We start from the raw sequence: 20,789 nt of genomic DNA on the forward strand, positions 1-20,789 counted from the left end.
GCGATGCATCACGGTCGATCATCTGCTTGGACTCCGACACCCAGCCGATCTCACGCCACACTGCACGCATGCGCTGACGACTGCCGCACTCCAGCGTTCATCAGCATCTGTCGGCGCGCCAGCAACACCGCGCCGAGGTCACTCAATACGCTGCGGTGACGCTAACGCCGGAAAAGCCCAGCGTTGCCTTCAAGCGCACGTAGTAGACACCCGCTGCCGGCGCCGCCAGCGTGCAGCTGTCGCCATTGCCCGGCAACATGCTGCGGCAGCTGTACGCGGCATCGGTTGGTAACGCACCAGCACGTACCGAGAGGTCGGCATTCCCGCTGCCACCGGCGAGCGTGACCTTGAGCGAACGTGAGCCGGCGGGCACATTGACTTGGTAATACAGCGAATCGGAGAGCGCTGCGCTCAGTCCGGTGCGTGCCGCATTGCTGGTCAACGTGGTCGAAGCGATCACCGCCGCCACTGCGCCATCAGCATTCACCAGCCCTGCCCCGCACCCCTGCGTGCAGGCCACCGGTAATGGCCGTGCACTGGCCTTGAGCAGGGCTTTCACCGTTGCCGGCGTCAGCGGATTCAAGGCCACCGACTGCATCAGCGCCACCACACCAGCCACATGCGGTGCCGCCATCGAGGTGCCGCTATAGACCGCATATGCAGGATTGCCCGGCACCGTGGTTCCGGTATTGAGCGTAGACACGATCGATTGCCCGGGCGCCGCGATATCCACGCCGTTGCCGAAGTTGGAGAAGCTGGCCTTGGCGCCGGCCGACGTGGTGGCCGCCACTGCGATCACATTCGCGCAATTGGCCGGCACACTGGTGGAGACATCCATATTGCTGTTGCCGGCGGCCACGACCACCGCGCTGCCACGTGTCACCGCCGCGGTGATGGCATTGTTCAGCGTCGCCGAGCAGGTGCCGGGGCCGCCTAGCGAGAGATTGATCACCGTGGCCGGATTCGGATTGGCCGGCACGCCGTTGACCTTGCCACCGGCCGCCCACACGATCGCATCGGCGATATCGGACATGTAGCCGCCACATCGGCCCAGCACCCGCAAGGGCAGAATCTTGGCGTTGAACGCGGTCCCGACCACGCCCACCGCGTTGTTGCCGACCGCCGCCACGATGCCTGCCACATGGGTGCCATGCCAGCTGGAATTGGATGCCGACGTGCCAGGTCCGCATTCGTTGGCCGCAGCCCAGTCGCCTTGGTCGGTGGCAGTGGCATCGCGCGCATTGCCATCGCGCGCAGTGGCCGGGTCGACGATGAAGTCGTAGCCGGGCAACACATTGGCTGCCAGGTCCGGATGATTGGTGATGCCGGTGTCGATCACCGCCACCACGATGCCTTTACCGGTGGAGCGGTCCCAGGCCGAACGGATGTTGAGGCTGGCGGCGGTCGCGCCCATCGCCCACTGCTGTGGCACGCCCGGGTCGTTGGGAACCAGCAATGGCCGCATCAGGATGTCCACTTCCACGCGCTTGACGGCTGGGTCCGCGGCCAGGCGCCGCATCAGGCTTTCCGAATCCACGCGGTCCAGCTTGCGGTCAGCCACCAGCAACATCGGTCCACCACTGAGCCGGCGCGTGGCCGATAACCCCAGCGCACGTCCGTGCGCCTCCGGCACGGCGCGCGCGATGTCGCCCCATGGCGCAGACAACCCGGTCGCCCGGCTGCTGCCGACGCGGTCCTTGTAGCTGACGATAAAGCGCTGATGCGTGCTGCTGGAATTCAATCCTTGCAGACTGACCTCGCCAGCGACGGCATGAAACGTGCACGACAACGCGCAGACGAATGCAACGCGGCGCAGTGCGCCAACTGAGTGATACGACATGACTCCATCCCTCCCCAAGGATCTGGCAACCCGGATGGCAACGCGCTAACGCTACTGCGATGCGACGTGCCCGATGTGCGGGCATGCAGATGGTGCATGCCTCACGTGGGGTGGCTATCGGCGTGCCATCGGGTGCACTGAAGCGGCCCCCCTGTGCTGGTGGACACTTCATTCAGCCATCGCTGCCAGCCCTATCTGGCGACCCGGCAATTGCCGCTGTCCAAACGCACACTGCCCTGCGCAAAGCGGGGCAATGCAAGCTTCAAACCACCGACAGCCACGTCGGGGAAGACCCGACGCGATGCCGGCAAGGTGCCGGCTTACGGGGTCTGGCTGACTGCACCGGCCGCGTTGACGATGCCCGCGCCGCAGCCGGCCGAGCAAGCGCCCGGTAACGGACGCGCAGTGTTCTTCAACAGCGTTTCCACCGCCGCCGGCGTCAGCGGACGGCTGGCGACCGACTGCACCAGCGCCACCACGCCGGCCACATGCGGGGCCGCCATCGAGGTGCCGTTGTAGCTGGCGTAGCTGGCCGAACCCGGCGTGGTGGTGCCGCTGTTCAAGGTCGACAGGATCGCCGAGCCAGGGCCGGAGATATCGATGGTGCTGCCGAAGTTGGAGAAGCTCGAACGCGCGCCGGCCGAGGTGATCGACGCCACCGAAATCACGTTGGCGCAGCTGGCCGGGGTGAAATTGGCCACGTTGGCATTGCTGTTGCCGGCAGCAACCACCACGGTGGTGCCACGCGACACCGCGCTGTTGATCGCGTTCTGGTAACTGCTCGAACAGCTGCCGCTGCCGCCCAGCGACATGTTGATCACTTCGGCCGGGTTGGCATTGGCCGGCACACCGGACACAGCGCCACCCGAGGCCCACACGATCGCATCGACGATGTCGGAGGTGGAGCCACCGCATGCGCCCAGTGCACGGATCGGCACGATGCGCGCATTGAACGCGGTGCCGGCGACGCCGGTACTGTTGTTGGTGACCGCCGCAATGGTGCCGGCCACATGGGTGCCGTGCCAGCTGGAATTGGAGGCCGACGAACCGGAGCCGCATTGGCCAGCAGTGGTCCAGTCGCCTTGGTCGGCCGGATTGCTGTCACGCCCATTGTTGTCGCGCGCACGCGTGGCATCGCTGATGAAATCGTAGCCCGGCAACACGTTGGCATTGAGATCCGGGTGGCTGGTGATGCCGGTGTCGATCACCGCCACCACCACGCCGGTGCCGGTGGCGGTGTCCCAAGCCGGGCGCACGTTGATGCTGGACGAAGAGGTGCCCAAGCCCCACTGCTCGGACAGACGCGTGTCGTTCGGGGTCAGCACCGGGTACATGATCTGGTCGACCTCCACATAATCCACGCTGGGGTCGGCCGCGATGCGGCGCATCAGCGTTTCGGCTTCGGCGCGGTCCAGGCCACGGTCGGTCTTGAGCACCTCCGAACCCAGCGCAGTACGGCGCACGTGGTTCAGGCCCAGCGCACGACCGGCGCGCGCCGGCATCGTACTGGCAACGGAATTGAGCGATGCGCGCATCGAGGTGGGGCTCACCGCCGCACTGGAACCGTCTTTGTATTTGACGATGAAGCGTTCCAGCGTGGGTTGCGAATCCAAGCCGGAGAGATTGACCTGACCGGCGAATGCCGGCACGGCCAGCAGGGACGTCAGCGCGGAAACACCCAAAACCACCAGCGCGCACCTGGGCGCACGAGGTTGCGACACATTGGACATCGATCGTTCCTTATTGGAGAGGTGCCGCAGCTGCGGCGAGAGGACCGGCCTTCGCCGCATGCAGCGGATCGGAGCCGGCAACTGCACGGGCGCCAGGCCCATGAAAACGATTGACCGGTGTCCCTTCCGGCCGAGCGGCAACAGCTCGCCTGCGCCTGCCGAAACGGCAGACCTTTACGAGACATTGCAGATGAGGTGACGCGAAGGAGGCAGCGTTCCCTGGCGGCATGGCCAGGGAACGCACCCAGCGCGCGCGTTTAGTAGCTCGCTGTCAGAGTCACGCCGGAGAACGTGCTGTAGGCCTTGATCCGCACGTAGTAGATGCCCGACGGCGAGGTGATGTTGCAGGTTTCGTTGTTGCCATCGAGATACGGACGGCAAGCGTAAACAGTGTCGGTCGGCGCGCTGCCGGCCCGCACGTACAGGTCCGCATCGCCGCTACCACCATTGGTGGTGACGGTCAGCGTGCCGCTGCCGGCCGGCACCGTGATGGTGTAGTTCAACTCCGCACCTGTGGTCGCGCCAAGGCCGCTTACCGGCGTGCCATTGGTCAGGGTGTTGCCGGTTCCGCCACCACCACCGCCATTACTGCCGGCGATGGCCGCGGTCACTGCCGCGTCGGCGTCGACGATGCCCGCACCGCAACCACCCGAACAGGCGCCCGGCAAGGCGCGCGCGGTGTTCTTCAGCAGCGTTTCTACATCGGCAGGCGTCAACGTGGTCGGTGCAACCGACTGCACCAGGGCAACAACGCCGGCGACGTGCGGGGCCGCCATCGAGGTACCGTTGTACGAGGCGTAGCTGGGATTGCCCGGGGTGGTGGTGCCGCTATTGAGTGTGGACAGAATGCCAGAACCCGGTGCGGAGACATCGATTCCGGCGCCGAAGTTGGAATAGCTGGCCTTGGCACCGGCCGAGGTGGTGGCCGCCACCGCGATCACGTTGGCGCAGTTGGCCGGCAACGAGCCGGACACGTTGGCCGAACTGTTGCCAGCCGCCACCACCACCGTGGTGCCACGCGAGACCGCACCGTTGATCGCGCTCTGCATGGTGGACGAACAGCTGCCGCCGCCCCCCAGCGACATGTTGATGACTTCGGCCACGTTGGCATTGGCCGGCACGCCGTTGACGCTGCCGCCGGACGCCCAAATGATGGCATCGGCGATATCCGACAGCGAGCCACCGCACCGCCCCAGCACGCGCACCGGCACCACCTTGGCATTGAACGCAGTGCCAGCGACACCGGTGGTGTTGTTGGTCACCGCTGCCACCGTGCCGGCGACATGGGTCCCATGCCAGCTGGAATTGGATGTGGAGCACCCACTGGTCGAGTTCCAGTCGCCTTCGTCGGCAGGATTGCTGTCACGCCCATTGCCGTCGCGCGCGGCGGTGGCATCGCTGATGAAGTCGTAGCCGGGCAGGATGTTGGCGTCGAGATCGGGATGGCTGACGATGCCGGTGTCGATCACCGCGACCACGACGTTGGCACCGGTGGACTTGTCCCAGGCCGAGCGGATGTTGAGACCGGCGTTCGTGGTGCCGAAGGCCCATTGCTCGGACAGGCGAGAGTCGTTGGGGGTCAGGACGGCGTGCAGCATCTGATCCACTTCCACGCTCTGCACGTTGGGGTCGGCAGCCAGTTGACGCATCAGGGTTTCGGCTTCGGCACGATCCAGCGCGCGGTCGGCCTGCACCAGCTCCGGTCCCACCGCCAGGCGGCGCACGCTGTTCAGGCCCAGCGGCTTGCCGGCTTTGGCCGGTAGCGCACGCGCTGCTGTACGCAACGAGTTGGTCAACACGCTCGCGCTACTGAGGGCGCTGCTGCCGTCCTTGTAGGTCACGATGAACTTCTGGTGGGTCTGCGCGGTGGCCAGGCCATCGAGGTAGACATCGCCGGCGAAAGCCGGCGTTGCCAGCAGCAGGGAGGTCAGTGCGGAGGCACCCAGGATGCAGAGCGCACGGTGGCGCGGACGAAACGACGCGTTAGACATCGAATTCCCTTCCAGTCAAGAGAACCGCCGAAGCGGTATTTCCGGAACCGCCGCAATGGCGAATGCCCCAGAGGCCCGGATCGCCCCTGTTATCGATCCGTTCAGCGAACCTATCCCAAATAAACCAAACTGGACAATACACAGTTGGTCATTTGCAAAATTAAGTTACATATATGTGACGTAAATCACATCGGACTCATGCTGACTTCGAGGTATTCCAGGTCGAAAAACGTCGTTTTTGCTGTTTTGCAAACAAAAAAGCCCCCGCGTTGACACACGGAGGCCCTTGTTTGACGAAATATGTCGACTTACGACAAACGCACCAGCCAGCCGTGACGATCCGGCAGGCGTCCGTACTGGATGTCGGTCAGTTCCTGGCGCAGGGACATGGTCACCTCGCCCGCCGGCGCAGACAGATCGCCCACCGCAAAGCCATCGCTCTTCAACTCGCCGATCGGGGTCACCACTGCCGCCGTACCACAGGCGAACACCTCGGTGATTTCACCCGACGCCACGCCCTGCTTCCATTCATCGATAGCGACCTTGCGCTCGATCACCTGCATGCCGCGGTCGCGGGCCAGTTGCAGGATGCTGTCACGGGTGATGCCCTCCAGAATGCTGCCGGACAGTTCCGGCGTCACCAGCGTGCCGTCCTTGTAAACCAGGAACACGTTCATGCCGCCCAGTTCTTCGATGTATTTGCCTTCCACCGGGTCCAGGAACAGCACCTGCGAGCAGCCCTGCGCGTAGGCCTTCTGCTGCGGCAGCAGCGAGGCGGCGTAATTGCCACCGCACTTGGCCGCGCCGGTGCCGCCCTTGGCCGCGCGCGCATATTCGGTGGACAGCCAGATCGACACCGGCGCCACGCCCTTGGCGAAATACGGACCGGCGGGACTTGCGATGACGTAGTACGACGCCTTGTGCGCCGCACGCACACCCAGGAACGCCTCGTCGGCAATCATGAACGGGCGGAAATACAGGCTGGTTTCCGGCGCCGACGGCACCCAATTGCCGTCCACGGCGACCAGCTGACGCAGCGATTCGACAAACAGGTCCACCGGCAGTTCCGGCAGCGCCAGACGGCGCGCCGAGCGCTGCAGGCGCTCGCCATTGGCCTGCGGGCGGAAGGTCCAGATCGAGCCGTCGGCATGCCGGTAGGCCTTGATGCCTTCGAAGATTTCCTGGCCGTAATGCAGCACCGAGGCAGCTGGGTCCAGCTGCAGCGGCCCGTAGGCGCGCACCTGGGCGTCATGCCAGCCCTGCTCGTTGTTCCAGGAAATGGCGACCATGTGGTCGGTGAAATGCAGCCCGAAACCGGGCGCGGCCAGGATCACGGACAGTTCGTCGGCGCTGCGCGGCGACGGAGAACGGGTGGAAGCGAAGGACACGGACACCGGAAGATTCCTGTATGGCGGGCGAAAGGACGCGGCGCCACATCGTGGATATGGCGCCTGACGATCAGAGCATGCCGGTCTCGAGACGGGCCGCTTCGGACATCATATGCCGGCCCCATGGCGGGTCGAACACCAGTTCGACATCCGCCTCGGCAATGGTCGGGATCATTTCGACCTTGCTGCGCACGTCATCGACCAGGATCTCACCCATGCCGCAACCGGGCGCGGTCAGCGTCATCTTGACGTCGACCCGGCGCTGATTGTCTTCCTCGCGATGGCTGACCACTGCCTCGTAAACCAGCCCGAGATCGACGATGTTGAACGGAATTTCCGGGTCGAAACAGGTGCGCAGCTGCTGCCACACCAGGGCTTCCACTTCCTCGTCGCTGGCGTTGTCGGGCAGTTCCAGCCCCGGCGGGGCCTCCTTGCCGATCGCATCGCCATCCTTGCCGGCAATGCGGAACAGGTTGCCTTCGACGAAGACGGTATAGCTGCCACCCAGCGCCTGGGTGATATAGCCGTAACTGCCTGCGGGCAGGGTCACCGAATCGCCCTGCGGCACCATGACGGCATCGCAATCGCGTTCGAACTGGACGGGTTCGCTGCTACGGGAGTACATGGGCTGGATATGGGGCCGCGCAGGTCGCGCGCAAGTCGGCCATTCTAGCCGACCACGACGGCGTCGCCGCCGGCCGCCCCGCCAAGCGCCGACGACGCTGCATTCCATCAGCCGCACTGTCGTGGCGCGCCACGCGTCGCAAACGCCGGCTTGCGCTCTATCATGTGCGCACTGTCAGGAGCTCCAATGCCGCCCACCACCGCGTCCGCCAGAACTGCCCACTGGCTCTGGCCCCCGCTCCTGCTGCTGGGATGCGTCACCGCCCTCATCGCCTGGCTGCTCATCGCACTCGCCCTGGGCAACCAGGCCGGGTGGATGGCCGTGGTCGCCGCCCTGGAGATCGTCTGGATGCTGCGCCTGGGCACCCTGCACGCCGGCCGGTTGCGCATCGGCGTGGCCGTCGTGACGACGGCGCTGATCATCATCGGCACCAACTGGGGGATCGCTTCGGCGCAACTGGGCGGGTCGCTGGGTCTGGACCCGTGGACCTCGGCACAGAAGATGGGCACCGGCCTGGCCTGGACGCTGCTGCAATTGGCCAACAACGGCTTCGACCTGCTGTGCTACGTCGCAGCCCTGCTGGTGGCGTGGTGGGCAGCGCGCTGAGTCTGATTGCAGCGTAGCGGCCACTGCCGGGCTGGTGTGATCGCCGGCTTACATGCGCTGATATGCGACCGCTCATCGCAGGCACACCTGCGTCGTGCGGGGCCAGGCGAGTAGCGCCGTGCACATCAATGCACGCCCCCATCCAGCGCCTTCAATTCGCTGACCAGCGCGCCGGCCGCTTCGGCACCGTCGCCGTAGAGCATGCGGGTGTTGTCGGCGTAGAACAGCGCGTTTTCGATGCCGGCAAACCCGGTGCCCTTGCCACGCTTGATCACCACGGTGTTGCGTGAATTGACCACATCCAGGATCGGCATCCCGTAGATCGGGCTGGCCGGATCGGTTTTTGCGACAGGATTGACCACATCGTTGGCACCGATCACCAGCGACACATCCGTACTCGCAAATTCCGGATTGATATCGTCCATATCGGCGATCAGGTCGTAGGGCACGCCGGCTTCGGCCAGCAGCACGTTCATGTGCCCGGGCATGCGCCCGGCGACCGGGTGAATCGCGAACTTCACCTTGACCCCGCGCGCGATCAACCGTTGCGCCAGCTCCCAGATCTTGTGCTGTGCCTGCGCCACCGCCATGCCGTAACCGGGCACGATCACCACCCGCTCGGCAAAGGCCATCATCGCCGCCACATCGCCGGCCTCGATCGGCTTTTGCGTCCCGCTGATTTCCTGCGCCTGTCCGCCACCGCCGAAGTTGGAAAACAGCACACAGCTGATCGGCCGATTCATCGCCTTGGCCATCAACCGCGTCAGCAAGATACCGGCCGCGCCTACCATCATGCCGGCGATGATCAATGCCTCATTGCCGAGCACATACCCCTCGAACGCCACCGCCAACCCGGTAAACGCGTTGTAGAGCGAAATCACCACCGGCATGTCGGCGCCGCCGATCGGCAGCGTCATCAGTACCCCCAACGCCAACGCCACGACGAAGAACGCGATGATCGCCAGCGGCTGCAGACTGCTCGCGGCCCAACTGCCGAGCACCAGCACCGCCACTGCCACCACCAGGTTGAAGACCTGCTGGCCGGGGAAAGCCACCCGCCGGTCGAGCCGACCGTCGAGCTTGGCCCAGGCAATGATCGACCCCGACAACGACACCGCCCCGATCGCCGACCCGATCACCGCCAGCACCACGGTGGTGGTGTCCGGCCGCCGCGCTGCCAGGTCGGCAATCGCCTGCGCGCTCCAGTGCGCCGTGTCACGGTTGGCGAAGAACGAAAACCGCAGCAGCTCCACCGCCCCGATCGCCGCCGCCGACCCGCCGCCCATGCCGTTGTACAGCGCCACCATCTGCGGCATGTCGGTGATGGCGACCTTCTTGGCCGACCACCACGCCACGCCGGTACCGATCGCCAACGCGGCCAAAATCAGCGGCACGTTGTGCAACTCGGGCAGGAAGAACGTGGCCACAGTGGCGATCAACATGCCCAGCCCGGCCCAGCGGATGCCGCTGCGCGCGGTCAGCGGCGACGCCATGCGCTGCAGCCCGAGCAGGAACAAGGTCGCCGCGACCAGATAGCTGGACTTCACCAGCCATGCCAGCAGCTCGGCGGTGGAGACGTTCATGGCGCGTCCCCGCCCGACGGCTTCTTGCTGGACTTGAACATGTCCAGCATCCGCTCGGTCACCACGTAACCACCGGCCGCGTTGCCCGCACCCAGCATCACCGCGACAAATCCCAATGCCTTTTCCAGCGTGGTATCGGCATGCCCCAACACCACCATCGCACCGATCAGCACGATGCCGTGGATGAAGTTGGATCCGGACATCAGCGGCGTATGCAGGATCACCGGCACCCGCGAGATGATCACGTGGCCGGCGATGGCCGCCAGCATGAAGATGTACAGCGCTACGAATCCGTCGCTCATCGTCGTTCGCTCCACTGGCCGGTGCGGCCCGCCGATCATACCCACGCCGCGCGCGTGCGGGCGCCTGTCAACCGAATCGGCGCTCGCCCGTTGACGTCGTATCGTCTCTGCGGAAGCTACGCTGTGCTGGTGGGAACCCCTTTCGATCCGCAACCTGCCGCACCGGCCGACACCGTGCCGGTCTCGCTGGACGCCTTCCTGGCCGGTATCGGCCCGCGTGCGTTCCGCTTTGCCGAGGCCGGCCTGCGTCACCGCGAAGATGCGCTGGACGCCGTGCAGGACGCCATGGTGAAGCTGCTCGGCTACCGTGAGCGCCCGGCCGCCGAATGGACGCCGCTGTTCTGGAGCATCCTGCGCAGCCGCATCATCGACCTGCAGCGGCGGCGCAGCTTTCGCCTGAAATTCTGGGCGCCGGCCGAGCGCGCCGACGACCAAGGCCCCATCGACTGGGCCGACCCCGGCACCGGGCCGGTGGACGAACAACAGCATCAACAGGCCTACCAACGGCTGGTCGAGGCCTTGCGCAACCTGCCGGCGCGCCAGCGCGAAGCGTTCACGCTGCGCGTGCTGGAAGACCTGGACGTGGCCACCACCGCCAAGGCGATGGGCTGCTCCGAAGGCTCGGTCAAAACCCACCTGTCGCGTGCGCGCGACGCGCTGCAAAAACAGTTTGAGGATTTCCTGTGAACCGCTCCCACGACACCGCTCGGCTGGATGCGCAACTGCGTCAGCTGCATGCCACGGCGCTGACCAGCCTGCCGCCGCAGACGTTGGCGCGCCTGCGTCAGGCCCGCCACGCGTCGGCCACCACGCGCAGCCGGCGCGGCTACTGGTTACTGGCCACCGCGTGCTCGGGCCTGCTGGCGATCGGCATTGGCCTGCAATTGCGTCCGGGCGAGAGCGCTCCGTCTGGCACCGCGCCGACGCAGTTGGTTGCCAGCGGCAGTGCCGCTACCGATACCGACGACCTGCTGACCCAGAACCCGGACCTCTACGTCTGGCTCGGGTCCGACACTGCCCTGGCCATGGAATGAGCACGATGACCCACACCACACGCCTGTTGTTGACCTTGTTGCTGTGCGCCGGGCCGTGCGCCTTGACGCTGGCCCAGGACCGCCCGCCCGGACCGCCACCGGGCCCACCCATGGATGGACCTGGCCCGCGCGGCCAGGGTGCGCATGACGAGCCCCCGATGCCTGAGTGGGACCAGCTGACCCAGCAGCAGCGCCAGGTCATGATCGATGCGCTACGCGAGCGCTGGAACGACGTGCCCGAAGAACGCCCCAGGATGTACCGGCACGCTCGCCGCTGGCTGGACATGACGCCGGAGCAGCGCAAGCAGGCCAAGGCCGGCATGGACCGCTTCCGCAACATGACCCCGGAGCAACGTCGTGAGGCCAAGGCCTTGTTCGACCGCATGCGCACGCTTAACCCGCAGCAGCGCAACGAACTGCAGCAGCGCTGGCAGAAGATGAGCCCGACCGAGCGCAGCACCTGGCTACGCGAGCATCCGCCGGTCGAGGACTGATGCGCGATGGGAAACGGGGCAGCGCACACAGCAGACGGTCTTGAGTGATCAGGCGCTATGCATTGCGTTAGTGGACGGTCGCCATCCATCACGGGCGATGCACCGCGTCTTGCAGCGCCACCGCCGCTAACGTCAGCCACGCGCACATGGCCGGTGTCGGTCATACCCTCGTACGGCAAGACGAGTACGGCGGGTAGCGCACAGCGCTGCAACGCTTTCGACCGCAACGCTGGGCAACAGCGTCTCCCCACTCGCGGCCCTGGCGGGCTGCATCCACCACCACAACACTGCCAGCACCACGAACGCGGCACTGAAGACGCCGACCAACGCCCAATGTTCGGCGGCGCAAATGGAACCGCCACCTCTTGCGGTAGCGCGAACGGCACCACATCTGCGAGCTACAGGATCAGATGACTTGCAGGACATCGGCACCGCCCGATGGCTGCTCACGATCCGCTGTGCATCGTGCTGGGCTGATCGCTCGCGATGTAGTTTCTGCCGCCGCTACCCGTTGCTCGCTGCCTGCGCCGACCACCGCGTCTTCGCCAGCAACTCATCGTCCCAATCGAAGGTCAGCGCGCCGTCCTTGATCAACAAGGCCGCGAATGCGTAGACGTTGCGCGCAAACATTTCGCTGGCATGCACGGCGCCCTGGCTGGCGAGATTGAGCGGGCCGGCGACGACCACGCCGTCGAGGTCATAGGTCTCGCCCGGGCGGGTGGCGGCGCAGTTCCCACCGGTTTCCGCCGCCAGATCCACGATCACGCTGCCGGTGCGCATACCGCGCGCCATCTCGGCGGTCACGATCTTCGGCGCCGGCCGGCCTGGCACTGCGGCGGTGCACACCACCACGTCCACGCTTTTGAGATGTTCGGCCAGACGGCGCTGCTGTTCCGCGCGTTCGTCATCGGTGAGCTGGCGCGCGTAGCCGCCTTCACCGGCCGCGCTCACGCCCAGGTCCAGAAACCGCGCCCCCAGCGAGGCGATCTGCTCACGCGTTTCCGGTCGCACATCGAAGCCTTCCACCTGCGCGCCCAGTCGTTTGGCCGTGGCGATCGCCTGCAGCCCGGCCACACCCGCGCCGATCACCAGCACCTTGCACGGACGCATGGTGCCGGCCGCAGTCGTCAGCATCGGGAAAAAGCGCGGTGCCAGTTGCGCGGCGATCAGCACCGCCTTGTAGCCGGCCATGCCGGCCTGCGAACTCAGCACGTCCATCGATTGCGCACGCGTGGTGCGCGGCAGGCGCTCCAATGGAAATGCGATCAACTCGCGCGCGGCAAATGCCTGCGCACGCGCCGGATCCGCGTCTGGCGCCAGCATGCCGATCACCACCGCCTGCGGCTTGCAGTGCAGCAGCACATCGGTGGGCGGCGCCTGCACGCATAGCACGACGTCGGCTTGAGCCAGCGTCTGCGTGTGGGCAAGCTGCGCACCGGCCGCGCTATACGCCGCATCGTCCATACTGCTGGCGCGGCCGGCAGCCGGCTCGATCCACACGCTGGCGCCTAGCGCGACCAGCTTCTTGACCGTTTCCGGCGTTGCTGCCACGCGGCGTTCGCCTGCCGCCTGTTCTTTCAGCACCAGCACCTGCACAGCCATGGGTTGCTCCGGTCGCGCGCTTCAGTCGCCGCGATGCTAGCAGAGCGCACCGGCCAAGCTGGCGGTGATGCACGCGTGTGCCGTTGGCGGGCAGATCGCAAGCGCGTGGCCCGCGCGATCGTCTGGCGGCAGCGTCTCTGCCGCACTGCACCTGCATTACGGCTCCAGCAATCCCTTCAACAGGGGCGCCATCACGGTTTCCGGCGCGAAGGCGCGCAATCGCTCGTGCCGGCCGTCGATCACCAGCGAGGCATAGCCGTGCACCGCGCTCCAGCTCAACAGGGTGCGTTGCTCCAGCAGCGCCGCATCCGGGTCGCTGCCATGGCGGGCGATCCACTGGGCGCGCACCGTCTCGCGCAGATAGGCGATCGCCTCTTCGCTGATCTGCACCAGTCGCGGCAGGCCGCTGGCACGCACGTCCAGTCCCAGCATCAAGCGGAACTGCTGCGGATAGTCGACAGCAAAGCGGATATAGCCCAGCCCGCAGCCAAGCAGCGGGTCGTTCACTTCCTGCTGGGTGGCGCGGATGCGATCGAGCATGCGCGCATAGCCATCGGCCGCCAGCTCCGCCAGTAGCCCATCCAGCGAGCCGAAGTGGTGCGCCGGTGCGGCGTGCGAAACGCCCGCGCGCCGCGCGCACTCGCGCAGGGTGAGTCCACGCAGGCCGGATTCGCCCAGCACCTCCCACCCGGCACGCCGCAGTGCGGCCGGTAGGTCGCCATGGTGATACGCAGCCGGGGCGTCTGGTCGTGGCATGGCGGTTCGCTTCTCGGGATCCCAGTGCAGCAGATAATCTTGACGATGACAAGATTCAGGCACCAGACTTCGCATGCATCTTGTCATCGACAAGATGGCTCACTCCCACAAGGAACGCCCATGAGCCCATCCCTCATCAAGTTGCGCGCGAGGCTGCTGCGCGGGCTACTGGCCGTCGCCAGCCACCTGGCTCCAGGCCCGACCGGCCGTTACCTGGCGCGCCGCTTCGTCACCCCGGGCCCGGCCGGACGTCGACAGGCTGCCGCTATCGCAGCCACGCTGGACGATATGCAACGCCAGACGCTGCACATCGACGGTTTCGGCATCGTGGTGTACCGGTGGGGCGATCTCGCCCGGCAGCCGTACGTCCTGCTGTCGCATGGCTGGGCCAGCTACGGCTTGCGCTTTGCCGCCTGGGTTCCGCAGCTGCGGGCACTCGGGTATGCGGTGCTGGCCTTCGACCAGGCCGCACACGGCCTGAGCAGTGGGCAGATCAGCAATCTGCCGCATTTCGTGAAGGTCCTGCGCGAGATGGGCAGCCGCTTCGGACGCCCCGCCGTCTTTATCGGTCACTCGCTGGGCACCGCCGCCGCAGTATTTGCCGATGATCCGACCTGGCGCGCCGCGCGCTATGTCCTGATTGCCCCACTGGTGGAGCCTGCAGCCAGCGCGAGGCGCCAGTTCCAGGCCGCCGGCATTGCGCCTGCGACCTTTGCGCCGTTCGAAAACTGGCTGATCCAGCTGACCGGCACCTGTTTTGCCGACTTCGACGCGACGTCGCATCTGCCGCAGTTCGATCGCCCGGCGCTGGTCATCCACGACCGCCGCGATCGCGAAACGCCCTGGGAAGAAGGCGCACGCTTTGCCGCGCTCTGGCCGGGCGCGCAGCTGTTCAGTACCGACGGGCTGGGGCATACCCGCATGGTCGATCACCCTTCGGTGATCACGCGCGCCTTGGATTTTGTCGGGCCGGCAGCGCCTTAAGCACACTCCGTCAGGGCGTCAGGGTTGACTTGGCCGGCAGGCCTCAGATGCGATGCGCATCGGTGGACTGCGCTGGCTGACGCGGTTGCGCGCCAACGCCCGCCACTGGCGAGCAGGCATGTGGGTGATGTGAGTCCTGCAAGTAGTTCCACCCGCCTGGCTGGCCAAGGCAACGACGCCAGCGCGCCTTCAGTGCACCGTGCCGCTGGTGTGCTGCGGGTCCAGTCGATCGATCACGCCCTGCATCGCACTGTCGAACGCGCCATCGTTGATGTGTTCGCGCAGGCGGCCCAGCCGCACCATCACTGCCAGCTCTTCGGGCGAGGCGACGCAGAAACGCACACCGCGGCGGTTGACGAACAACAGCCGCTGCGAGATCGGGCTCACCCACGACAGCTTGCCGGCCTGGACCTTGCCATCCTTGTCGACAAAATCCAGCCAGGTACCGATGTCCATCGCACGGAAACGTTCGGCGTCGGCACTGTCGATGCTCTGCGCCACCGCTTCGGCACCCAGCACCACGCTAACGCTTTCGGCGGCCGGCGGCGGCAGGTTGACCTGGGGTAGTTCCGGCAGGGCTTTTTCCAGCTCCGGGCGCGCTTCGGCAATCGCCTGCAAGGTGTCGTGCAGTGCCGTAATCGCCACCAGCACCGCATCGCCGTGCAGGCCTACGCTCGCGAACACGCGGTGCAGCGCCGGCTGCCAAACCTGCAGCCATGGCTTGCCGACGATATGCCGGCGCGCTTCTGCCAGTTCCTCCAGCACGCCATCGGCCACTGCCAGCGCCTCGATCGTGCCCGGACCTTCGTCGCCATCGCGCAGGATCGCCATGGTCAGGTGGTGCAGCCACGGCTGGCGCAGGAAATCTTCCACGGCCCTCGGAAGGCCAGCCTCTTCGGGCACGCGCTGCTCCAGCTCCGACAGCGCGCGGCTGCGGGCCAGTTCCAGCTTTTCTTGCCCGCGTTGGGTTTCAGTGGCACGGCGTTCGGCAATTTCTACCCGACGCCGATGCTGCGACAGGAAGTCGCGGAATTCTTCTTCTAACGTGAGGAAGATCGCCAGGTTCTCGTTGAACTCAGCCACCAGGCGGTCGACGATTTCTTCGACCTTGCCCATCAGCACGCGCTCGGCAGCGCTGTCGCCGTTGTTGCCTTCGCAGGCCTCGGCCAACGAGTTGAGCAGACGCCGCGCGGGGTGGGTCTTCTGCACGAACATCTTGCGGTCCAGCAGTGCGACCTTGACGAACGGCACCACCAGGCGGCCGATCATTTCGCGCGAGCGATTTTCCAGATCGCGCTCGTCCAGCATCACGTCAAATAGCATGCCGACCAGGTCGATGGCATCTTCGTCCATCGGGTCGAGTTTTGCGGTGGCCGGGTCCACGCCCAGCCGCGTGGCGCTGGACAGCACCTCGTTCTTCAGCCGCTGCGCCAACGATTCGTCGTCATCGCCGATGGCCGCCTGCAGCGTCGCGCTCGGCGTGGCCTGCAGCAGCGACAGCACCGACATCATTTCGCGCTGGCTCAACGGGCGTTGCTGGCCGACCGCTACCGTTGCTGCGGACGCAGCAGTGTCGCGCACGCTGCGCGTCTGCTGCAGCAACTCGTGCAGCGCTTCGAGCAGCATGCCCTGGCTACCGCCCGGATGATCGGCCTCGCCGTCCATGCCGCCAGCACTGCCGCCGTCGGCATGGCCGCGCTGCGTCGCGGCCTGCATGCGTCCGCGGCTATGCGCCCAGCGGTCTAGGAACCGGTTGGCCCAGGCAGGTGCGTACTGATCGCCCTGGTCGTCGCCGCCCATCCCGGCATGACCGCCCTGAGCCTGGGCCTGGGCGCGCTCTTCGGGCGTGTCGCCACGCGGCTGCATGCGCGGTGGCGGGCGCTTGGGCTGCGACATCTCCGGCATCACGCCGGCCTTGGCCAGGATCTCGTCCAGGCGTGCATACAACTTGCCGATCGGCTCAGCCAGATCGCGTTCGCACAGCTTGATCAGCACCAGCCGTACTTCCGGCGCCAGGTCGCAGGTGGCGAAGGCTTCGTGAATCGCCACACCCAGATGTTCCGGACCAATCGGGTTGGTGTCGGCCATCAATTCCAGCCCACCGGCGATCCAGCCCAGGCGGCGGTCGACCCGCGCCAGCACCTGCTTGAAATCACGCAACAGCACGGTGGCCAGATTGCGCACCGCCAGCCGCGATTCCAGCACGTGCTCGGGCACCAGACTCAGCGGGCCGGTGCCCATGTCGCCGGCCAGCACCACTTCGGCCGACAACGGCGTGCCCAGCACCAGCGCCTGCCAGCCGTCTTCCAGCTGTTGGCGGAACTGGCTGGCAACCTCTTCGCGCTTGCGACGCAATTCGCGCATGCCATCGAGAAACAGCAACTGCGACGCGCCAGCGGATTCGGCACGGTCAAACAGCACATCGTCGAAATGCGCGACTGCAGCAGCAAACACCTGCGCGAGCGCCGGCACGAACACATCGTGCGCCTGCTCAAGCAAGCGTTGGTCACGGCCCGGGTGTCCCGACGGACTGGGCTGAAAAGTCATGCGCAAAGGCTCCCCGCCTCTGCAGGCGTGAAAATATTCAAACGAGGAAAAACAGACGCGGCCCCAAATTCCGCCTTCGCATGGTAGGCGGTTCGTTCGTTTGTTAAATGTGACTCATCTCTCACTTTACTCGTGACCGCCCAGGGTTTGCGCGTCAAGCAGCCATCCTAGCTCGCTACGCCGCGGTGGAGCTTGCCGGCCGGCATTATCCGCACGCGTGGGTTAAGCCTTCAGCGTGGCGAGCTCTTCCGGACAATCCATACGTCTTGCATCGCGCCAGTGTCCACGGCCTCTGCCCGCCATGACGCGGCGAGCGTTAGGAAGGGGCCGGCTATAATTCAATGCCTCGTTGCTCCGACCCGGATTTATGCACGCACCGTATTCACTTCAGGCGCTGGACGCGCGCCGTTCGGTTCCCTCCAAACAACTCGGTGCGCCTGGGCCGGATGAAGACACCCTGCTGCGCATGCTCACCTCGGCAGTGCGTGTGCCCGACCATGGCAAGCTGGTGCCGTTCCGCTTTCTGCGCATCGGCGGCGACGCGCGCGCCGCACTGGGCGATTTCCTCGCCGAGCGCACTCTGGCCGCCGACCCGCTGGCATCGCCCGCTACCATTGCCAAGGAACGTGGGCGCTTCGGCGACGCGCCGGTCGTGATCGTGGTGATCGCCTCGCTGCGCACCGAACACAAGGTGCCCGAGCAGGAGCAACTGCTCACCGCCGGTTGCGTCTGTTTTGCATTGCTGCAGGCCGCGCAGGCGCATGGCTTCGGCGCGCAGTGGCTGACTGCCTGGATGGCCTACGACCCGGCCGTGACCGGCTATCTGGGCCTGGGCGAACACGAGCGCATCGCCGGCTTCATCCATATCGGCACCCCGCGCATGCAGGTGCCCGAGCGCGAGCGTCCGGACCCGCGCGCCTTGCTGCGCGACTGGACCCCGTGAGCACGCTGCCGGGTGCCATTGCCGCGGCGCTGCCGGGCGGCGCGCGCCCGGAGCCGCTGTACCTGATCGATGCCAGCCTGTACGTGTTCCGTGCCTGGCACTCGATCCCGGACGAGTTTCAGGACGCGCAAGGCTGGCCGACCAATGCGGTGCACGGCTTTGCGCGTTTTCTGCTGGACCTGCTGGAACGCGAGCGCCCGCAGCACATCACCATCGCCTTCGACGAAGCACTGGACAGCTGTTTTCGGCATGCGATCTACCCCGCTTACAAGGGCAACCGCGAGCCCGCACCGGATGCACTGCGACGCCAGTTTGCGCATTGCAAGGCGCTGTGCGCGGCGCTGGGGCTGAGCGTGCTGGCCCACCGCGAGTACGAGGCCGACGATCTGATCGGCAGCGCCTTGCACAGCGTGCGCGCGCAAGGCTTGCGCGGGGTGATCGTGTCGGCCGACAAGGACTTATCGCAGCTATTGCTCGAACATGACGAGCAGTGGGATTACGCGCGCAATCTGCGTTGGGGCATGGACGGCGTGAAGGCGCGCCATGGCGTGCATGCGCATCAGATCGCCGACTATCTGGCGCTGTGCGGCGATGCGATCGACAACATTCCCGGCATCACCGGCATCGGCGCCAAATCGGCGGCGGTCCTGCTGGCGCATTTCGGCAGCCTGGATGCCTTGCTGGAGCGCATCGACGAGATCCCGTTCCTGCGCTTGCGCGGCGCTGCGCAAATGGCCGTACGGCTGCGCGAACAACGCGATCACGCGTTGCTGTGGCGACAGCTCACCACCATCGCACTTGACGCCCCGCTGGCGCTGACCGATGCCGGCTTCACGCGCGCGCAAGCCGATACCGACATGCTGGGCGGCTTGTGCGAGAGCCTGCGCTTCGGCCCGCTCACCCGGCGCCGGTTGCTGGCCGCCTGCGGCGGCGCGCCGGCACCGCGCACTCCCGTTTCCCTGGAACAAGGCCTGCATCCATGAACCGACACGACACACCGCCCACCGTGGTCTACGAAGGCAAGTACCAGCGCATGGTCGTGCGCGGCACCTGGGAATATTCCGAACGCGTGCACGCCGGCGGCCTGGCCGCGATCATCGTGGCGGTGACCCCGGACGATACGATGTTGTTCGTCGAACAGTTCCGCGTGCCGCTGCAGGCACGCACCATCGAAATGCCGGCCGGTCTGGTCGGCGATGTGCATGCCGACGAGTCGATCGAGCTGTCGGCCATTCGCGAACTGGAAGAAGAAACCGGCTGGACCGCCGCGCACGCCGAAGTGCTGATGATCGGCCCCACCTCGGCCGGTGCCAGCAGCGAGAAGATCGCCTTCGTGCGCGCCACCGGCTTGCGCAAGGTCGGCGACGGCGGCGGCGATGCGAGCGAAGACATCACCGTGCACGAAATCCCACGCGCGCAGGTCGGTGCCTGGCTGGTGCAGAAGATGGCCGAGGGCTATCAGATGGATCCCAAACTGTGGGCCGGCCTGTATCTGGTCGATCACGCGTTGGATGGCACTCCGCGTGGCTGAGGACGCAATCGAACCATTGCTCGGTGCCGACGATCCGGCGCCATTTACTGTGCACAACCCGCAGGCAGCATCGCCATGGTTGCTGATCGCCGACCACGCCGGGCAGCGCGTGCCGGCACGGCTGGCCAACCTGGGACTGCCGCAGTTTGAGCTGGACCGCCATATCGGCTGGGATATCGGCATTGCGCAGGTCACCCGTCTGCTGGCCGAGGCGCTGGATGCGTTCGCTATCGCGCAGACCTATTCGCGCCTGGTGATCGACTGCAACCGGCCCGATGGCGCGGCCAGCCGGATACCGGACATCAGCGACGGCACGTCGATTCCCGCCAACCTGGCGTTGACCGGCGCCGACCGCCAGCAACGTATCGATGCGATCTTCGCGCCATACCAAGCGCGCATCGCCGCCGAACTGGATGCACGCGCGCAGCGCGCCCAACCGACGCTGCTGGTGTCGATGCACAGCTTCACCCCGGTGATGGCCGGCAACGCGCGGCCCTGGCATGCCGGCGTGCTGTACCACCGCGACACGCGGCTGGCGCATCGCTTGCTGGATGCCTTGCGTGCGGAACCGGAGTTGGTGGTTGGTGACAATCAACCGTATGCGGTCAGCGATGCCACCGACTACGCCATCCCGGTCCATGGCGAAGGCCGCGGCCTGCTGCATGTGGAACTGGAAATCCGCCAGGACTTGATTGCCGAGGCGGCCGGACAACAGGCCTGGGCAGCGCGGTTAGCGCGCATCCTGCCGCCGCTGGCGGAGGTATTGTTGGCGCCCTGAATCGCGGCGATTGGCAGCTGCATCACCGACGCGTTGAGCATCGGCAATCAGTGGG

Annotated in this window: 19 protein-coding genes and 1 pseudogene; 9 read left to right on the top strand and 11 right to left on the bottom strand. The window is 66.1% G+C overall.

Annotated features, from left to right (window positions below):
• Positions 1-142: 142 nt before the first annotated feature.
• The 5 genes from M0D43_RS06445 to sufT all read right to left on the bottom strand — a co-directional run bounded on the left by M0D43_RS06445 (position 143) and on the right by sufT (position 7,574).
• Positions 143-1,840: a S8 family peptidase gene (locus tag M0D43_RS06445; RefSeq protein WP_252163985.1), complete on the bottom strand. Its 1,698-nt coding sequence runs from the start codon at positions 1,838-1,840 to the stop codon at positions 143-145.
• Between the two features lie 320 nt (positions 1,841-2,160).
• Entirely contained in the window at positions 2,161-3,570 is a 1,410-nt protein-coding gene (locus tag M0D43_RS06450) for a S8 family peptidase (protein ID WP_260808036.1), read from the bottom strand.
• A gap of 257 nt (positions 3,571-3,827) precedes the next feature.
• The gene (locus tag M0D43_RS06455) at positions 3,828-5,561 is read right to left on the bottom strand and encodes a serine protease ExpR (protein WP_260808037.1); all 1,734 of its coding nucleotides are present in this window, start codon (positions 5,559-5,561) and stop codon (positions 3,828-3,830) included.
• Positions 5,562-5,869: 308 nt separating this feature from the next.
• Positions 5,870-6,955 carry a branched-chain amino acid aminotransferase gene (locus M0D43_RS06460; protein ID WP_252163988.1) on the bottom strand — a complete coding sequence of 362 codons (1,086 nt, stop codon included), beginning with the start codon at positions 6,953-6,955 and terminating at the stop codon, positions 5,870-5,872.
• A 64-nt stretch (positions 6,956-7,019) separates the two neighbouring features.
• A complete protein-coding gene (gene sufT, locus M0D43_RS06465; RefSeq protein WP_064508622.1) occupies positions 7,020-7,574 on the bottom strand; it encodes a putative Fe-S cluster assembly protein SufT in 555 nt (184 codons plus the stop codon).
• Between the two features lie 186 nt (positions 7,575-7,760).
• On the opposite strand from sufT, the gene M0D43_RS06470 reads away from it, so the two are divergent.
• A complete protein-coding gene (locus tag M0D43_RS06470) occupies positions 7,761-8,180 on the top strand; it encodes a hypothetical protein (protein ID WP_260808038.1) in 420 nt (139 codons plus the stop codon).
• A 125-nt stretch (positions 8,181-8,305) separates the two neighbouring features.
• Here M0D43_RS06470 and M0D43_RS06475 read toward each other — a convergent pair whose 3' ends face one another.
• On the bottom strand, positions 8,306-9,763 hold the full coding sequence (locus tag M0D43_RS06475) for an NAD(P)(+) transhydrogenase (Re/Si-specific) subunit beta (protein ID WP_260808039.1): 1,458 nt from the start codon (positions 9,761-9,763) through the stop codon (positions 8,306-8,308).
• Positions 9,760-10,065, bottom strand: coding sequence for an NAD(P) transhydrogenase subunit alpha part 2 (locus M0D43_RS06480; RefSeq protein WP_046346232.1), 306 nt, complete (start codon positions 10,063-10,065; stop codon positions 9,760-9,762). The genes M0D43_RS06475 and M0D43_RS06480 overlap by 4 nt, the downstream gene beginning before the upstream one ends.
• Before the next feature lie 123 nt (positions 10,066-10,188).
• Between M0D43_RS06480 and M0D43_RS06485 the strand changes: the two genes are divergently transcribed.
• Genes M0D43_RS06485 through M0D43_RS06495 form a run of 3 tightly spaced genes read left to right on the top strand, consistent with a single transcriptional unit; the run spans position 10,189 to position 11,593 of the window.
• The gene (locus M0D43_RS06485; RefSeq protein WP_260808040.1) at positions 10,189-10,752 is read left to right on the top strand and encodes an RNA polymerase sigma factor; all 564 of its coding nucleotides are present in this window, start codon (positions 10,189-10,191) and stop codon (positions 10,750-10,752) included.
• Complete coding sequence (locus M0D43_RS06490; protein ID WP_252163992.1) at positions 10,749-11,099, top strand: hypothetical protein; 351 nt, start codon at positions 10,749-10,751, stop codon at positions 11,097-11,099. Before M0D43_RS06485 ends, M0D43_RS06490 begins: the two co-directional genes overlap by 4 nt.
• 5 nt (positions 11,100-11,104) lie before the next feature.
• On the top strand, positions 11,105-11,593 hold the full coding sequence (locus M0D43_RS06495; protein ID WP_260808041.1) for a DUF3106 domain-containing protein: 489 nt from the start codon (positions 11,105-11,107) through the stop codon (positions 11,591-11,593).
• Between the two features lie 226 nt (positions 11,594-11,819).
• Here the strand turns inward: M0D43_RS06495 and M0D43_RS22150 are convergent.
• The 3 genes and pseudogenes from M0D43_RS22150 to M0D43_RS06505 all read right to left on the bottom strand — a co-directional run.
• Positions 11,820-11,932 (bottom strand): annotated as a pseudogene (locus M0D43_RS22150) (DUF4105 domain-containing protein); the annotation flags it as partial.
• Positions 11,933-12,097: 165 nt separating this feature from the next.
• Positions 12,098-13,195 (bottom strand): NAD(P) transhydrogenase subunit alpha, encoded by a 1,098-nt coding sequence (locus M0D43_RS06500; protein WP_252163994.1) that lies wholly within the window; start codon positions 13,193-13,195, stop codon positions 12,098-12,100.
• 156 nt (positions 13,196-13,351) lie between these two features.
• On the bottom strand, positions 13,352-13,951 hold the full coding sequence (locus tag M0D43_RS06505; protein WP_252163995.1) for a TetR/AcrR family transcriptional regulator: 600 nt from the start codon (positions 13,949-13,951) through the stop codon (positions 13,352-13,354).
• 120 nt (positions 13,952-14,071) lie between these two features.
• On the opposite strand from M0D43_RS06505, the gene M0D43_RS06510 reads away from it, so the two are divergent.
• On the top strand, positions 14,072-14,935 hold the full coding sequence (locus tag M0D43_RS06510) for an alpha/beta hydrolase (RefSeq protein ID WP_252163996.1): 864 nt from the start codon (positions 14,072-14,074) through the stop codon (positions 14,933-14,935).
• 189 nt (positions 14,936-15,124) lie between these two features.
• Here the strand turns inward: M0D43_RS06510 and M0D43_RS06515 are convergent, their stop codons facing one another.
• Positions 15,125-17,482 carry a PacR family protein gene (locus M0D43_RS06515; RefSeq protein WP_252163997.1) on the bottom strand — a complete coding sequence of 786 codons (2,358 nt, stop codon included), beginning with the start codon at positions 17,480-17,482 and terminating at the stop codon, positions 15,125-15,127.
• 367 nt (positions 17,483-17,849) lie between these two features.
• Between M0D43_RS06515 and M0D43_RS06520 the strand changes: the two genes are divergently transcribed.
• Genes M0D43_RS06520 through M0D43_RS06535 form a run of 4 tightly spaced genes read left to right on the top strand, consistent with a single transcriptional unit; the run spans position 17,850 to position 20,734 of the window.
• Positions 17,850-18,425, top strand: coding sequence for a nitroreductase family protein (locus M0D43_RS06520; RefSeq protein ID WP_252163998.1), 576 nt, complete (start codon positions 17,850-17,852; stop codon positions 18,423-18,425).
• Entirely contained in the window at positions 18,422-19,408 is a 987-nt protein-coding gene (locus M0D43_RS06525; RefSeq protein ID WP_252163999.1) for a 5'-3' exonuclease, read from the top strand. Before M0D43_RS06520 ends, M0D43_RS06525 begins: the two co-directional genes overlap by 4 nt.
• The gene (locus M0D43_RS06530) at positions 19,405-19,956 is read left to right on the top strand and encodes an NUDIX hydrolase (protein ID WP_252164000.1); all 552 of its coding nucleotides are present in this window, start codon (positions 19,405-19,407) and stop codon (positions 19,954-19,956) included. The genes M0D43_RS06525 and M0D43_RS06530 overlap by 4 nt, the downstream gene beginning before the upstream one ends.
• Positions 19,937-20,734 (top strand): N-formylglutamate amidohydrolase, encoded by a 798-nt coding sequence (locus M0D43_RS06535; RefSeq protein ID WP_252164001.1) that lies wholly within the window; start codon positions 19,937-19,939, stop codon positions 20,732-20,734. Before M0D43_RS06530 ends, M0D43_RS06535 begins: the two co-directional genes overlap by 20 nt.
• Positions 20,735-20,789 lie beyond the last annotated feature (55 nt).

Origin of the sequence: Xanthomonas prunicola, assembly GCF_025266575.1 — a bacterium.
In the GTDB taxonomy this organism is placed as follows: Bacteria; Pseudomonadota; Gammaproteobacteria; order Xanthomonadales; family Xanthomonadaceae; genus Xanthomonas; species Xanthomonas prunicola.